The following is a 14,496-nucleotide window of genomic DNA, read 5'->3' as shown; positions in this document are numbered from 1 at the left end:
AACCACCCCCGACGGTCTGCGTCGGAGGTGGTCTGCCGCACCGGGGGGACGGGCGGTGGGGCCCGCCGCGTTGGGGAACGCGGTCGGGCAAATCCAGCAGGGAACGAGGTAAGCCCGCTGGAAAACGCTTACGCTTTTTGATCGGCCAATGTGCCGATGGTGACCGTCCGCGTGACCTCTTTGCCCTTGTGCAGGACCATGACCTCGGCTTTGGCTTCCGGATCGGTTTCAGCCACAGCGCGGGTCAGGTCGCGCAGTTCCTTGATCTCTGTGTCGTTGAACGACAGGATGATATCGCCTTTCTCAAGACCCGCTTTCTTGGCCGGGCTGTCATCGCCGATGGCTTCGATCACCGCCCCTTTCGGCGCGTCCAGCCCCAGCACTTGCGCGACCTCTGCCGTCATCGGACGGATTTGAACGCCGAGCCAGCCGCGGGTGATTTCCCCGTCGTCGGACAGGTCGGCCACGATGTCCTGCACCAGATCGGATGGTACGGAAAAGCCGATCCCGACAGAGCCGCCATCAGGCGACAGGATTGCCGTGTTCACGCCAATCACTTCGCCCGCGTTATTGAACAGCGGCCCGCCGGAGTTGCCACGGTTGATCGCCGCATCGGTCTGGATAAAGTCATCATAGGGGCCCGCGTTGATATTGCGCGACTTGGCCGAGATGATGCCGGTGGTGACCGTGCCACCCAGACCAAAGGGGTTGCCCATAGCGACCACCTCGTCGCCGACGCGCATGTCATCGGAAGACCCGAATTTCACCGCTGGAAGGTCAACATCCGCTTCGACCTTGAGCACGGCAATATCTGTCAGCACATCGCTGCCGACCACCTTGGCGTCAAAGCTGCGGCCATCGGCCAGCTTGACCTTGACCGTGTCGGCACCGGCGACAACGTGGTTGTTCGTCACGATCATTCCGTCCTTGGACACGATAAAGCCCGACCCAAGCCCGTGCATCGGCTGTGCGCCAGCCGGTCCTTGCGGCATCAACTGCTCAAAACGTTTGCGCAGTTCCTCTGGCATGCCTTCGGGCAGTTGCACCTGCGCGCTGGCCTGCTCTGCCGTGCCGGTCACCTCGATGAAGACAACAGCGGGTGAGATTTGTTCGACCAGATCGGCATAGCCGCCGGCGGGCACCGCCAGAGCCGCCGACGGGGCAAGCGTCATGGCCGAGGTAGAGGCAAGGGCCGCTGCGAGCACAAAAGGTGCGGCGCGGCGGGGGGAGGAGAAAAGAGATGTCATGCATGGTTCCTTCGTCTTCAGAGATGACACCCAAATGGCAGCCCATTCTAACAGCGGGTTTTTGCGGGCTATACAAATGTGTAAACTTGTCTCTCGCAGGTGGCAGCACGCCCTATATCAGGTATCGAAGGATCAAAGCCTCAATGGACCATTGTATATGAAACTGCTTGTCGTCGAAGATGATGCCACCACCGGAACCTATATTGCGCGGGGATTGCGCGAAGAAGGGCATACCGTTGATCTTGTCGCTGAAGGGCGCGAGGGGCTGATACAGGCGACCTCGGGTGCTTACGACGTGCTGATCGTCGACCGGATGCTGCCAGAGATCGACGGGCTGACGCTGGTCAAGACCTTGCGTGGCGCGGGTAACTTGACGCCGGTGCTGTTTCTGACTGCCATGGGCAGCGTTGATGACCGTATCAGCGGATTGAACGCAGGCGGCGACGACTATCTTGTCAAACCCTTCGCCTTTGGCGAGCTTTCGGCGCGTGTCACCGCCCTCGCACGGCGCCCCCAAGCGATGGAGCAGGAAACCGTGCTGCGTGCAGGCGATCTTGAAATGCAACTGATCACCCGCAAGGTGACCCGCGCCGGACAGGAGATCGACCTGCTGCCCCGTGAATTTGCCCTGCTTGAACATCTGCTGCGTCGCAAGGGCAGGGTGCAGACCCGGACCATGCTGCTTGAGGCAGTGTGGGACATCAGCTTTGACCCGATGACCAACGTTGTCGAAACCCACATCAGCCGTTTGCGGGCCAAGGTGGACAAACCCTTTGACCGCGAGCTGATCCAGACCGTGCGCGGTGCCGGCTACCGGATCGACGGATGACTGCGCGTCTGGCGCAGCTTTGGCGGTCCATGCCGGTGCGGTTGGCGCTGCTGCTGGTCTTGCTGTTCTCGACCGTCAGCCTGATGGGGTTGGCGGCCAGCTATGCGGTGACGCAGAATTCATTTGAAACCGCGATCCGTGCGGATCTGGAACAGGATATCGCGGGTTTTCGCGCGGCCCCCAATGCCCGCGCCGTGGCCCTGCTGGTGGACGCTGAATCGCGCGACGCCGATCCCAGCCGCGTTGTGCTCAGCTATATCACCCCGTCGGGGCGTATCTATGGCAACGGGGCCATCGCGCGGGATGACGAAGGCTATCATATCGTGTCGCTGGCCGAGGGACGGGCCGAATATGACGGAGTCTACCTGTCGCTGACAACGCCGCTTTATGGCGGGCAGTTGACCGTCGCCCGTAGCCGTGCACAGATCGAAGGGCTGCGCACGGTGTTTCTCAATATCCTGCTGATCAGCCTGCTGCCCACGGTGCTGGTCGCCTTGTCGGGCGGGCTTTATCTGGCGCGGCGCAGCAAGCGGCATGTGGATGTTATCGGACGCACGCTGGATGACCTGACGACCGGCGATCTTGCCGCGCGGGTGACCGTGTCGCCGGGGTGGGCCGATGATCTGCAGCGTATCGGCAGCAAGGTGAACCAGATGGCAGGCGCACAAGAGGCGCAAACCCAGATGCTGCGGCAGGTATCGTCGGACATTGCCCATGACCTCAAGACGCCGATCCAGCGCGTCGCGGTGCATCTGGACGATCTGGCGCGCAGCCTGCCCGAAGACACGGACGAAGGCATCTTGCTGGCCAAGGCGCAGGAGGAGGTCGCGGGCATCGCTTCGGTCTTTCAATCGCTGCTACAGATCGCTTCGGTCGAGGCAGGGTCGCCCAAGACGCATTTCACGTCTGTCGATCTGAACCAGCTTTGCGAGACCCTCACCGAAGTGTACGAGCCCGCCGCCGCGGCCAAGCAGCAGCGGTTGCACAGCGTCGTGCCCGACGCGCAAATCACCGTCTCGGGCGATAAAAACCTGTTGGGACAGATGATGTCGAACCTGCTGGAAAATGCCATGCGCCACACGCCCGAGGGCAGCGAGATCACCCTGACGCTTTCCCATGCGCAGGGTCAGCCTGTGATCGAGGTGGCCGACAATGGTCCCGGCATCCCCGAAGACGCGCGCGACAAAGTGCTGCGCCGCTTGTACCGATTGGATGCCAGCCGCCACACGCCGGGCAACGGTCTGGGGCTCAGCCTTGTGGAGGGGGTGGTAAAGCTGCACGGCGGGCAGATCGCGCTGCTGGACAACGCGCCGGGGCTTCTTGTGCGGATCACCCTATAGCACGCCCGTCTTCTGCGGCGATTTGAGCATGTGACTTATGAGGGGTGCAGCGCTATCTAGGGTGTAAGGGCCGAAACCCGTTGTTTTTGGCCATTCACTACGAGGTACGACATGCTTGATGGGTTTTCCGCCGAGGTTCTGGCACGGGTCCAATTCGCCTTTACCGTTTCGTTTCACATTATTTTTCCGGCGTTCTCGATCGGGTTGGCCAGCTTTCTGGCGGTGGTGAATGCGCTTTGGCTTTGGACCAAGGACGAAACCTACAGGGTGCTTTTCGACTACTGGAAAAAGATATTTGCCGTGGCCTTTGGCATGGGCGTCGTGTCGGGCATTGTGATGTCCTATCAATTCGGCACCAACTGGTCGGTCTTCTCTGACAAGGCGGGGCCGGTGGTCGGGCCGCTCATGGCCTATGAGGTGCTGTCGGCCTTCTTCCTCGAGGCCGGCTTTCTGGGCATCATGCTGTTTGGTCTGAAACGGGTCGGGCCGGGGCTGCATATGTTTGCCACAGCGATGGTGGCTTTTGGCACGTTGCTTTCGGCCACTTGGATCCTGTCGGTGAACAGCTGGATGCAGACCCCTGCGGGCTATGGCTTTAACGATGTGGGGCAGTTTATTCCGCTGGATTGGTGGAAGATCGTCTTCAACCCGTCGTTCCCCTACCGCTTGCTGCATATGGTGCTGGCGGCTTATCTGACGACGGCGCTGGTTGTGGGCGCTGTGGGTGCGTGGCATTTGCTGAAGGACAATCAGGGCCCTGCGTCGCGGCGCATGTTCTCTATGGCGATGTGGATGCTGCTACTTGTCACCCCCTTGCAGATCGCGGCAGGGGATTTTCACGGCATCAACACGCTAGAGCATCAGCCCGCCAAGGTCATGGCGATGGAGGGGCATTTCGACAGCCACCCCGACGGCGCGCCGCTGATCCTGTTCGGTATTCCTAATCAGGCAGAAAAACGGGTCGATTACGCTATCGAGGTGCCGAAACTGTCGTCGCTGATCCTCAAACATGACCTGAACGCGCCGCTGGCCGGGCTGGACACGATCCCTGACGAGGACGAGCCGCCGGTTGCCATCGTCTTTTTCTCGTTCCGTGTGATGGTGGGGCTTGGTTTTGCCATGCTGGGCTTTGGCCTTTGGGGCGGGATCGCGCGCTGGCGCGGGACGCTACACAGCTCGCGCTGGTTGCATCGGGCGGCGATCGTCATGGGGCCGATGGGCTTTGTCGCCGTGTTGGCCGGTTGGATCACGACCGAGGTCGGGCGTCAGCCCTTTACCGTCTACGGGCTGCTGCGCACCAGTGACAGCCTTGCTCCAGTAAGCGCGCCTGCGGTTGGTGCATCGTTGATCTCTTTCATCGTGGTCTATTTCTTCGTCTTCGGGGCGGGGGTGTTCTATATCCTCGGGCTGATGCGCAAACGCCCCCATGTGGGCGCGCAAGGAGAGATCACCGACGGGCCGGTGCGGGCGGCGGGGACGACTCCGGTGGCGCAGGACAAGACCCAAGACATAGCAGCGTCAGAGTAGGAGACAGCAGATGTTTGGATTAGAGCTTTCGTTTATCTGGGCCGGCATCATCGCGCTTGCGGTGCTGATCTATGTCATCCTCGACGGGTTCGACCTTGGGGTCGGGCTGCTGTTCCCGCTGTCCAAGGACGAGGTCGAACGCGATGTGATGATGAACTCTGTCGCGCCGATCTGGGACGGCAATGAAACTTGGCTGGTTCTGGGCGGCGGCGGTTTGTTCGCCGTTTTCCCGCTGGCCTATGCCACGGTGATGCCCGCGCTGTATATGCCGATCATCCTGATGCTGCTGGGGTTGGTCTTTCGTGGCGTCGCTTTCGAATACCGCTGGCGCACGGTGCGCGGCAAACATCTGTGGGATATCTCGTTCTTCGGGGGCTCGCTGGTGGCCTCCATGTGTCAGGGGATCGCGCTTGGCGCGCTGGTGCAGGGGATCGAGATCGAGAACCGCGCCTATGCCGGCGGTTGGTGGGACTGGCTGACGCCATTCTCTGTCCTGACCGGTTTCGCGGTGACCGTCGGCTATGCGATGCTGGGCGCGACTTGGCTGAACATGAAGCTCGAGGGGCGTATTCAGGCGCATATGCGGCGGCTGGCCTGGCCCTTTGCCATTGCGACACTGGTGTTCATGGGGCTCGTCAGCCTTTGGACGCCCTTCCTGAACGACGCTTTCTTTGGCCGCTGGTTCGCCTTTCCGACCGCGATCTTCAGCTTTCTGGTGCCTGCCTTGGTGGCCGCGGCCGTCTATGGGCTGTTCCACGGGCTGCAACGTCATTGGGATGTGACGCCGTTCCTCTGCGCGCTGGCGCTGTTCGTGCTGGGCTTTATCGGGATCGGGATCAGCTTTTACCCCTATATCGTGCCTTCCTCGCTGACCATCGTCGAGGCCGCGGCACCAGACAGCAGCCTCAAGTTCGCCTTGGTCGGCACCTTGGTGCTGCTGCCGATGATCCTGTCGTACACGATCTATACCTACTGGGTGTTCCGCGGGAAGATCGACCCCGAAGAGGGTTACCACTGATGCGACGCAACTGGATGACACGCACTGGGTGGTTTGTCCTGATCTGGGTGCTGAGCGTCGCAGCGCTTGGGCTGGTGGCCTATGGGATCCGGCTGATGATCATGCCCTGAGGGGGGCATGGCGGGGCCAGGCATCTGCCGTTGGGTAATTTCAAATGGGCCGGGGTAAGGGGGTTGCAAAGCCGCCAATGCTCTGGCCCTTTTGCGTGAAATAGCAAGAGGATCCCCAGATGCGCGCCATGCAAGTCACCGCCTATGACCAGCCCCTGTCCGAGCAAGAGCTGGAAATGCCCGTCCCCGCCGCTGGCGAAGTGTTGATCAAGGTCGATGCCTGCGGGTTGAACTTTGGTGACCTGCTGATGATCAAGGGCACCTATCAGCAAAAGCCGGATCTGCCCTTCACGCTTGGGATGGAGCTTTCGGGCAGCGTCGCCGCCGTGGGGGAGGGCGTGACCGATCTGGCCGTTGGTCAACGTATCGCGGCCTATAGCGGCCTGCTGGGGCTGGCCGAATATGCCGCCATTCCCGCCAATGTCTGCGTGCCGATCCCCGACGATATGCCGGCCGAGGATGCCGCGGCCTTTCTTGTGGCCTATGGCACCAGTCATGTGGCGCTGGACTACAAGGCGCGGCTGCAACCGGGGGAACGTCTGCTGGTGCTGGGGGCATCAGGCGGGGTCGGGCTGACCGCGGTGGAGCTGGGCAAGCTCATGGGGGCAGAGGTCATCGCCTGCGCCCGTGGTGCGGCCAAGCTGGAGATTTGCCGCGCTGCCGGTGCCGACCATCTGATCGATTCAGAAACCGATGACATCCGCGAGGTGGTGAAATCCTTGGGCGGGGCAGATGTGGTCTATGACCCGATCGGCGGCGACCAGTTCAAGGCGGCGCTGCGGGCCTGCAACCCCGAGGCTCGCATCCTGCCGCTTGGGTTTGCCTCGGGCGAGGTGCCGCAGATCCCTGCCAATATCCTGCTGGTCAAGAACATCGACGTGCTGGGTTTTTTCTGGGGCGGCTACAAGAATTTCAAACCGCAGGTGCTGACAGACAGCTTCAAGGTGCTGATCGACTGGTATAGCGCGGGCAAGCTGAAACCCCATGTGAGCCACGTACTGCCGCTGGATCAAGCGAACGAAGCGCTGGATCTGCTGCGCACGCGCAAGGCGACGGGCAAGGTTATCGTACGGGTCAGCTAGGGTCTGCGATTTATTGGCGATGTGGCGACTGTTGAGGTCATTAGCGGCCCTATCGCAATAGTCGGACCCGTGCGTTTGACCTTGGCGTCGCCAATTGATGTGCGCTAGGTTGTCGCAAAGCCATCAACGGAGAGCCCCCCATGAAAATGTCAGAGACCCGCCAGATCGCAGCCAGCCCGGCAGAGGTATATGCCGCGCTGCTGGACCCTGACATGCTGATCAAATGCGTCCCCGGCGCGACCGAGGTGACCGGATCGCCGCAAGAAGGGTTCGAGGCGACCGTGGTGCAGAAGGTCGGCCCCGTCAAAGCCACGTTCAAGGGGCAGGTCACCATGACCGATATGGTGCCTGACCAGTCGATCAAGATCAGCGGCGAAGGCAAAGGCGGTGCTGCGGGCTTTGCCAAGGGCGAGGCGGACGTGACGCTGGCTGCTGTCGATGGCGGGACCGAGCTTTCCTATGACGTCGAGGCCAAGGTCGGCGGCAAGCTTGCGCAGCTTGGCAGCCGGATCATCGACGGGTTTGCCAAAAAGATGGCGGACCAGTTCTTTAACAACCTGCAAGAAACGCTTGAGGGCCCAGCCGAAGATGCGCCGGCGGAAGCAGCAGAGGCAGCGGATGCACCAGCCGAGAAAAAGGGCTGGTTCGGCCGCAGCAAAAGCTGACGGGTAGGGCCTGTTCACTTTGGGATAATCAGTCTAGTTTCCGGCCAACAACACCGGAGACGCCCATGCCTGACATCGTAAAGATCACCGACCTGCGCAAGGCCTATGCAGATGGGTTCGAGGCGCTGAAAGGCGTGTCGCTGAACATCCGAGAGGGCGAAATCCTTGCCCTGCTTGGCCCTAATGGCGCAGGGAAAACAACACTTATTTCAACTATTTGCGGGATCACGACCGGCACAGGCGGTAGCGTCACTGTGGGCGGTTTCGACACGGTAAACGACTACCGTGGTGCGCGGTCGATGATCGGGCTGGTACCGCAAGAGATCAACCTTGAACCCTTTGAAAAAGTCATCAGCACTGTGCGTTTCTCGCGCGGGTTGTTTGGGAAACCCAAGGATGATGCAGCAGTTGAAAAGATCCTGCGGCAGCTATCGCTTTGGGACAAGAAAGACAGCCAGATCCGCGCCTTGTCGGGCGGGATGAAACGTCGTGTCTTGATTGCCAAGGCATTGGCGCATGAGCCCCGCGTCCTGTTCTTGGACGAACCCACCGCCGGCGTCGACGTAGAACTGCGCCGCGATATGTGGAATATCGTCGCGGACCTGAAGGCCAGTGGCGTGACCATCATCCTCACCACCCACTATATCGAGGAAGCCGAGGCGATTGCCGATCGGATCGGTGTGATCGCCCACGGCGAGCTGCTGCTGGTCGAGGATAAAGACACGTTGATGTCACGCATGGGGAAAAAGCAGTTGGTGGTGCAGCTGACCCAACCGATTGACGCGATCCCCGACAGTCTTGCTTCTGACGCGCTGACCCTGTCCGACGACGGGCATGCGTTGATCTATTCCTATGACACGCGGGCAGAGCGGACGGGCATCACCAAGCTGTTGTCCGATGTCGCGGCCGCGGGGCTTGTGCTGTCTGATCTTGAGACGTCGCAAAGCAGTCTTGAGGATATTTTTGTCGATCTGGTCAAGGAGGACGCGGCATGAACTGGATCGCTGTCAAATCCATCTACACGTTTGAAATGGCGCGCTTCTTTCGCACCATCACGCAGAGTCTGATCTCTCCGGTGTTGTCGACGTCGCTGTATTTCGTGGTGTTCGGCGCGGCCATCGGCAGCCGCATTCAAGAGGTCGAAGGCATCAGCTATGGCGCGTTCATCGTACCGGGGCTGATCATGCTGAGCGTGATCACGCAGTCGATCTCGAACGCGTCCTTTGGCATCTATTTCCCCAAGTTCATCGGCACCGTGTTCGAACTTTTATCCGCGCCAGTTAACTTTATCGAAATTGTCTGCGGCTATGTCGGGGCTGCGGCGACCAAAGCACTGTTTATCGGGGTGATCATCCTGCTCACGGCGTTCTTCTTTGTGGACATCACCATTCAGCATCCAATCTGGATGGTGGCCTTTCTGGTGCTGACCTGCATCAGTTTTTCGCTGATGGGCTTCATCATCGGGATCTGGGCGGGCAACTTTGAACAGTTGCAGCTTGTGCCGCTGTTGATTGTGACGCCCTTGGTCTTTCTTGGGGGATCGTTCTATTCGATCTCTATGTTGCCGCCGGTGTGGCAGGTGATCTCTCACTTTAACCCGGTGGTCTATCTGATCTCTGGCTTCCGCTGGGCCTTCTTCGGATCGGCGGATGTGCCGATTGTGACGAGCCTTTTGGCCATCGCGGGCTTTACGGCGCTGTGTCTTGCGGTGATCGGTTGGATTTTCCGTACCGGCTGGCGGATTAGGCAGTAAGTATCGGGTGCCCTCCTTGTTTGCAGGTATGGTGCACTCTACATGGGAAGGTATGAGAAAATACCTTCCCTTTTTGGCCTCCCGTCCGACGGTTTCCGTGGTGCGACTGTCCGGCGTGATCGGGGGCCGCACCCGTGGTGGCCTGAACGACAGCGGCATTGGCCCCGCCATCGACAAAGCATTCAACCGCGGCAAACCTGCGGCTGTGGTTTTGGAAATCAGCAGTCCCGGCGGTAGCCCGGTGCAATCGTCGTTGATCGGCGCGCGCATCCGGCGTCTGGCTGAGGAAAAGAACATCCCCGTCATCGCCTTTGTCGAAGATGTCGCGGCCTCTGGCGGATATTGGCTGGCCGCGGCTGCGGATGAAATCTATGCCGATCCCAGTTCGGTTCTGGGGTCTATCGGTGTGATTTCGGCGTCTTTTGGTGCGGATGAATTTATCCAACGCCACGGGGTAGAGCGGCGGGTTTATACCGCAGGCCAGTCCAAATCCATGCTCGACCCGTTCCGCCCTGAAAAGCCCGAAGATGTCGCGCGGTTGAAGCAACTGCTGGAGGATATCCACGGAAACTTTATCGATCACGTTACATCACGCCGCGGGAGCAAGCTCTCCTCTGACACTGACCTGTTCACCGGAGAGGTCTGGCTGGCGAAACGCGCCACCGAGCTGGGGCTGATCGACGGCATCGGCCACCTGCGCCCGATGATCAAGCAACGTTTTGGCGACAAGGTGAAGTTCAACCGCTACGGCACCAAAAAGGGGCTGCTGTCCCGTTTTGGTGCGCAGATCATCGGCGACGCGGTCGACAGTATTGAAGAGCGCGCGGCCTATGCGCGGTTCGGGCTCTGACGCATGGTCTTTAAGATTGTCTTATTGTTTCTGGTCGCCATGGGCATGCTCGCATGGTTTGGAAAGATGCACTGGCTGGGCGGTAAGCGCCTGAGCCAGAAGAAATGTAATAATTGTGGACGCTATCGCATTGGGAAATCTCCCTGCGGATGCGGGGGTAAACGCGGATGATTATGCCTTGGGTTCTAAGTGTTTTGGGGCTGGTGATTTTGTTGCTGGCCGGGGATGCGTTGGTTAAGGGGGCGGTTAACCTGTCCCTGCGCCTCGGCGTGCCCGCTTTGATCGTCAGCCTGACGATTGTGGCGTTCGGGACGTCTGCGCCCGAATTGCTGGTGTCGATCAAGGCGGTGTTGGACGATTCACCGGGGATCGCATTGGGCAATGTCGTGGGGTCGAACACCGCGAACATCCTGCTGGTCCTCGGGGTGCCCGCCTTGCTGGCGACGATGCACACGTCAGAGTGTAGCACGCGCAAGACGTTCAACATGATGATTGCCGCTTCGGTGTTGTTCATCGGGCTGGCGTATCGTGGCGTTTTCGATTTCTGGGCGGGTTTCGTGTTGCTGGGGGCCTTGGCCTATGTGCTGTACGACATGTACCGCGACGGCAAAGAGCATCGCCGCGAATGTAAAAACGCTGCCGCCGCGGACCTGGAAGAACCCGAAGGGGCCGATCCCGATATGCCGGGCTGGCGCATTGCGGTATTCCTTGTGCTCGGGTTGGTGGGTTTGCCCCTCGGGGCGGGGCTGCTGGTGGATAATGCGTCCATGATCGCGCGCGCCTACGGGGTGAGCGACACGGTCATCGGGCTGACGTTGGTGGCGATCGGAACCTCGATGCCCGAACTCGCCACAACCGTTATGGCAGCGCTGCGCCGTCAGGCTGATGTCGCCTTGGGTAACGTGATCGGGTCCAACCTGTTCAACCTGCTGGGCATTATCGGTATCGCGAGCCTCGTAGGGCCGATCCATGTTGATCCGGAATTCCTGCGGTTCGATCTGTGGATCATGCTGGGGGCGTCGCTGCTGTTGATCCCCTTTGTCTATCTGGGGCGTGACATCAACCGCATCTGGGGCATCGTTCTATGTGCCGTCTATGCGGGCTATATGGCGGCTGTTCTGATCTAAAAGAGGTGCGGTATGAAACACGCGTTGGTAACCGGAGCCGGAGCCCGTTTGGGGCGTGCGATGGCGCTATATCTCGGGGATCGCGGGTATGACGTTGCGGTGCATTACAACAGCTCGTGCGACGGTGCCGACGAGGTTGTGTCCGAGTTGAAGGCAAAGGGGCGGCAGGCTGTCGCCCTGCAAGCCGATCTGCTGGACGAGACCGCGACGCATGATCTGCTGCCACGCGCGGCAGTGGCGCTTGGCGGGCCAATCACCTGCCTTGTGAACAACGCGTCGATTTTTGAATACGATAACATTTCTACCGCGACAGAGGAAAGTTGGAACCGCCATATCGGCAGCAACCTGCGGGCACCTTTCATTCTGACACAGGCCATGGCCGCGCAAGGCTTGGCTCCGGAGACTGACGCACAGGACGAGCCCGTCGCCGTGGGGCTGATCATCAATATGCTGGACCAGCGTGTGCGCAAGCTCACGCCGGAGTTCATGACATATACCATCGGCAAAATGGGGTTGTGGGCGCTGACCCAGACATCTTCCCAAGCACTGGCACCGGCGATACGGGTCAATGCAATCGGTCCGGGGCCGACCCTGAAGGGGGCCAAGCAGACCGACGAACACTTTGCGCGGCAGCGGTCCAAGGTGATTCTCGAACGGGGGGCGAATCCCCGCGATATTACTGCTGCATTGGGCTATTTCCTTGATGCGCCGTCGGTCACGGGGCAGTTGATCTGCACTGACGGGGGGCAGCACCTAGGCTGGAAAACCCCCGACGCGCAAGGCCTAGAATAGGCTTTCCACGCAAGTTGTGCACCGCGGTCACATCGGTAACAAAACCGTTACAAAAAGGGGCGTGTTTTCAGTGGGTTGGAAAGTGTTAATAAAAATAACGTCTAAAATCAATGACTTGCACATATGCCTAAAAATTAGGCAAACACCGGAAGCCCCATTAATACATGGGAAAATCCGCGCTGTTTGAAAGTTATCTGCAAGGTTATCCACAAGAGTCGTGGGTATGTTTAATCTTGTCCTACCGCTAACACTGTTGCAGCCAAAAGGTCCGAACGCTCGAATCAATGTCAGACGCTAACGAAAAACCGAAAACCGGCCATGAGGTGATTCAATCGTACCTGAAAACGATTGATGGCTCTCCTGGTGTGTACCGGATGCTCGATTCGGAAAGCCGTGTCCTTTACGTGGGCAAGGCGCGGAATCTGCGGGCGCGGGTGAGCAACTACGCGCGGACGTCGGGTCATTCGGGCCGGATCGCGCGGATGATATCAAACACTGCGTCGATGATGTTTCTGACCACGAAGACAGAGACCGAGGCGTTGTTGCTTGAACAGAACCTGATCAAACAGCTCAAGCCGAAGTTCAACGTGCTGCTGCGCGATGACAAAAGCTTTCCCAATATTCTGGTCACGGCCACGCATGATTATCCGCAGATCAAAAAGCACCGTGGGGCCAAAAAGGAAAAGGGCAATTACTATGGGCCCTTCGCCAGTGCCGGTGCGGTGAACCGTACGCTGAACCAGCTGCAACGGGTGTTCCTGCTGCGCGATTGCTCTGACGCGATGTTCGAAAGCCGCTCGCGTCCCTGCTTGCAGCATCAGATCAAGCGCTGCTCTGCCCCCTGTGTGGGTAAGATCTCGCCCGAGGAATATCGCAAGACGGTGCAGGACGCGGAGAAATTCCTCAACGGTAAGTCCACCGATATTCAGGGCAGGCTGGCGACCGAGATGGCCGAGGCGTCAGAGGCGATGGAGTTTGAACGCGCCGCCGCCCTGCGCGACCGGATCAAGGCGCTGACGCAGGTGCAAACGGCACAGGGGATCAACCCGCAAGGCGTTGCGGAAGCGGATATTATCGCGCTGCACATGGATCAGGGGCAGGCTTGCGTGCAGGTCTTCTTTATCCGCGCCAACCAGAACTGGGGGAACCGCGACTACTACCCCCGTGTGGGCCCCGATGTGGATGCCGCCGAGGTGCTGGAGGCCTTTATCGGTCAGTTCTATGACACCCGCGAACCACCGCGACAGTTGATCCTGTCGAACGAGATCGAAAGCCCCGATCTGATGGTCGAGGCGCTATCGGGCAAGCTGGGGCGTAAAGTTGATATCGTGGTCCCCAAACGTGGCGAAAAAGCAGAGCTGGTCGATGGGGCGCTGCGCAACGCGCGCAAATCTCTGGCGCGTAAACTGGCAGAGACAGCGACCCAGACGAACCTTCTTAAAGGTATCGCTGACGCCTTTGACCTGCCTGCACCGCCGCAACGGATCGAGGTCTACGATAACTCCCACATCCAGGGGACGAACGCGGTTGGCGGTATGATTGTCGCCGGCCCCGACGGGATGATGAAAAACCAGTACCGCAAGTTCAACATTCGCGGCGATGACCTGACGCCGGGAGATGACTTTGGCATGATGAAAGAGGTGCTGACCCGCCGTTTCAAACGGTTGCTCAAGGAAGACCCGGACCGCAAACTAGGCATGTGGCCTGACCTGCTGTTGATCGACGGTGGTGCAGGGCAGGTGAGTGCTGTGGCATCCATCATGCGCGAATACGGGGTCGAGGATATTCCGATGGTCGGCGTGGCCAAAGGTGTGGATCGTGATGCGGGCAAAGAGGAATTTTACCGCGTCGGCAAGCGCCCGATGGCCCTGCGGCATAATGATCCGGTTTTGTATTTCATCCAGCGTTTGCGCGACGAAGCCCACCGTTTCGCCATCGGCACCCACCGCGCCAAACGTGCCAAGGCCGTGGGGGCGACGCCCCTTGATGACGTGCCCGGCGTCGGTGCCGCCCGCAAGCGCGCGCTGTTGGCCCATTTCGGGTCAGCCAAGGCCGTTGGTCGTGCGAACCTGAGCGACTTGAAGGCGGTCGACGGGGTGTCGGTTGCTTTGGCCGAACGGATTTATGCGTTTTTCCATGAACGCGGATAGCCCAAA

General features: G+C 59.8%; 14 protein-coding genes. 13 read left to right on the top strand and 1 reads right to left on the bottom strand.

The window, feature by feature from the left end; all coding sequences use genetic code 11:
• Nucleotides 1-128: 128 nt before the first annotated feature.
• Nucleotides 129-1,247, bottom strand: coding sequence for a Do family serine endopeptidase (locus tag SJY36_RS12680; protein WP_340269401.1), 1,119 nt, complete (start codon nucleotides 1,245-1,247; stop codon nucleotides 129-131).
• A gap of 157 nt (nucleotides 1,248-1,404) precedes the next feature.
• Between SJY36_RS12680 and SJY36_RS12675 the strand changes: the two genes are divergently transcribed.
• The 13 genes from SJY36_RS12675 to uvrC all read left to right on the top strand — a co-directional run bounded on the left by SJY36_RS12675 (nucleotide 1,405) and on the right by uvrC (nucleotide 14,490).
• The gene (locus SJY36_RS12675) at nucleotides 1,405-2,076 is read left to right on the top strand and encodes a response regulator transcription factor (protein ID WP_005849717.1); all 672 of its coding nucleotides are present in this window, start codon (nucleotides 1,405-1,407) and stop codon (nucleotides 2,074-2,076) included.
• Nucleotides 2,073-3,416, top strand: a complete 1,344-nt coding sequence (locus SJY36_RS12670; protein WP_386175597.1) for a sensor histidine kinase — start codon at nucleotides 2,073-2,075, stop codon at nucleotides 3,414-3,416. Before SJY36_RS12675 ends, SJY36_RS12670 begins: the two co-directional genes overlap by 4 nt.
• Before the next feature lie 111 nt (nucleotides 3,417-3,527).
• Nucleotides 3,528-4,943: a cytochrome ubiquinol oxidase subunit I gene (locus SJY36_RS12665; protein ID WP_037965991.1), complete on the top strand. Its 1,416-nt coding sequence runs from the start codon at nucleotides 3,528-3,530 to the stop codon at nucleotides 4,941-4,943.
• 10 nt (nucleotides 4,944-4,953) lie between these two features.
• Nucleotides 4,954-5,961: a cytochrome d ubiquinol oxidase subunit II gene (gene cydB / locus SJY36_RS12660; RefSeq protein ID WP_386175594.1), complete on the top strand. Its 1,008-nt coding sequence runs from the start codon at nucleotides 4,954-4,956 to the stop codon at nucleotides 5,959-5,961.
• Nucleotides 5,961-6,071, top strand: coding sequence for a DUF2474 family protein (locus SJY36_RS12655; protein ID WP_005849709.1), 111 nt, complete (start codon nucleotides 5,961-5,963; stop codon nucleotides 6,069-6,071). Before cydB ends, SJY36_RS12655 begins: the two co-directional genes overlap by 1 nt.
• A gap of 119 nt (nucleotides 6,072-6,190) precedes the next feature.
• Nucleotides 6,191-7,153, top strand: coding sequence for an NADPH:quinone oxidoreductase family protein (locus SJY36_RS12650; RefSeq protein WP_009825263.1), 963 nt, complete (start codon nucleotides 6,191-6,193; stop codon nucleotides 7,151-7,153).
• Nucleotides 7,154-7,293: 140 nt separating this feature from the next.
• The gene (locus tag SJY36_RS12645; protein WP_009825262.1) at nucleotides 7,294-7,818 is read left to right on the top strand and encodes a CoxG family protein; all 525 of its coding nucleotides are present in this window, start codon (nucleotides 7,294-7,296) and stop codon (nucleotides 7,816-7,818) included.
• A 65-nt stretch (nucleotides 7,819-7,883) separates the two neighbouring features.
• Nucleotides 7,884-8,813: an ABC transporter ATP-binding protein gene (locus SJY36_RS12640; protein ID WP_386175590.1), complete on the top strand. Its 930-nt coding sequence runs from the start codon at nucleotides 7,884-7,886 to the stop codon at nucleotides 8,811-8,813.
• Nucleotides 8,810-9,571, top strand: a complete 762-nt coding sequence (locus SJY36_RS12635) for an ABC transporter permease (protein WP_005849702.1) — start codon at nucleotides 8,810-8,812, stop codon at nucleotides 9,569-9,571. The genes SJY36_RS12640 and SJY36_RS12635 overlap by 4 nt, the downstream gene beginning before the upstream one ends.
• A 52-nt stretch (nucleotides 9,572-9,623) precedes the next feature.
• Nucleotides 9,624-10,421: a S49 family peptidase gene (locus SJY36_RS12630; protein ID WP_037944821.1), complete on the top strand. Its 798-nt coding sequence runs from the start codon at nucleotides 9,624-9,626 to the stop codon at nucleotides 10,419-10,421.
• 173 nt (nucleotides 10,422-10,594) lie between these two features.
• Entirely contained in the window at nucleotides 10,595-11,548 is a 954-nt protein-coding gene (locus tag SJY36_RS12625; RefSeq protein ID WP_386176498.1) for a calcium/sodium antiporter, read from the top strand.
• A gap of 12 nt (nucleotides 11,549-11,560) precedes the next feature.
• On the top strand, nucleotides 11,561-12,340 hold the full coding sequence (locus SJY36_RS12620) for an SDR family oxidoreductase (protein WP_386175587.1): 780 nt from the start codon (nucleotides 11,561-11,563) through the stop codon (nucleotides 12,338-12,340).
• A 284-nt stretch (nucleotides 12,341-12,624) separates the two neighbouring features.
• Nucleotides 12,625-14,490 (top strand): excinuclease ABC subunit UvrC, encoded by a 1,866-nt coding sequence (uvrC, locus tag SJY36_RS12615; protein WP_386175584.1) that lies wholly within the window; start codon nucleotides 12,625-12,627, stop codon nucleotides 14,488-14,490.
• Nucleotides 14,491-14,496: the final 6 nt, after the last annotated feature.

The sequence above is a fragment of the Sulfitobacter sp. R86518 genome (genome assembly GCF_042466275.1).
GTDB classification, from domain to species: domain Bacteria; phylum Pseudomonadota; class Alphaproteobacteria; order Rhodobacterales; family Rhodobacteraceae; genus Sulfitobacter; species Sulfitobacter pontiacus.
The sequence above is the reverse complement of the archived record's forward strand: the minus strand, read 5'-3'. Positions and strand labels throughout refer to the sequence as shown.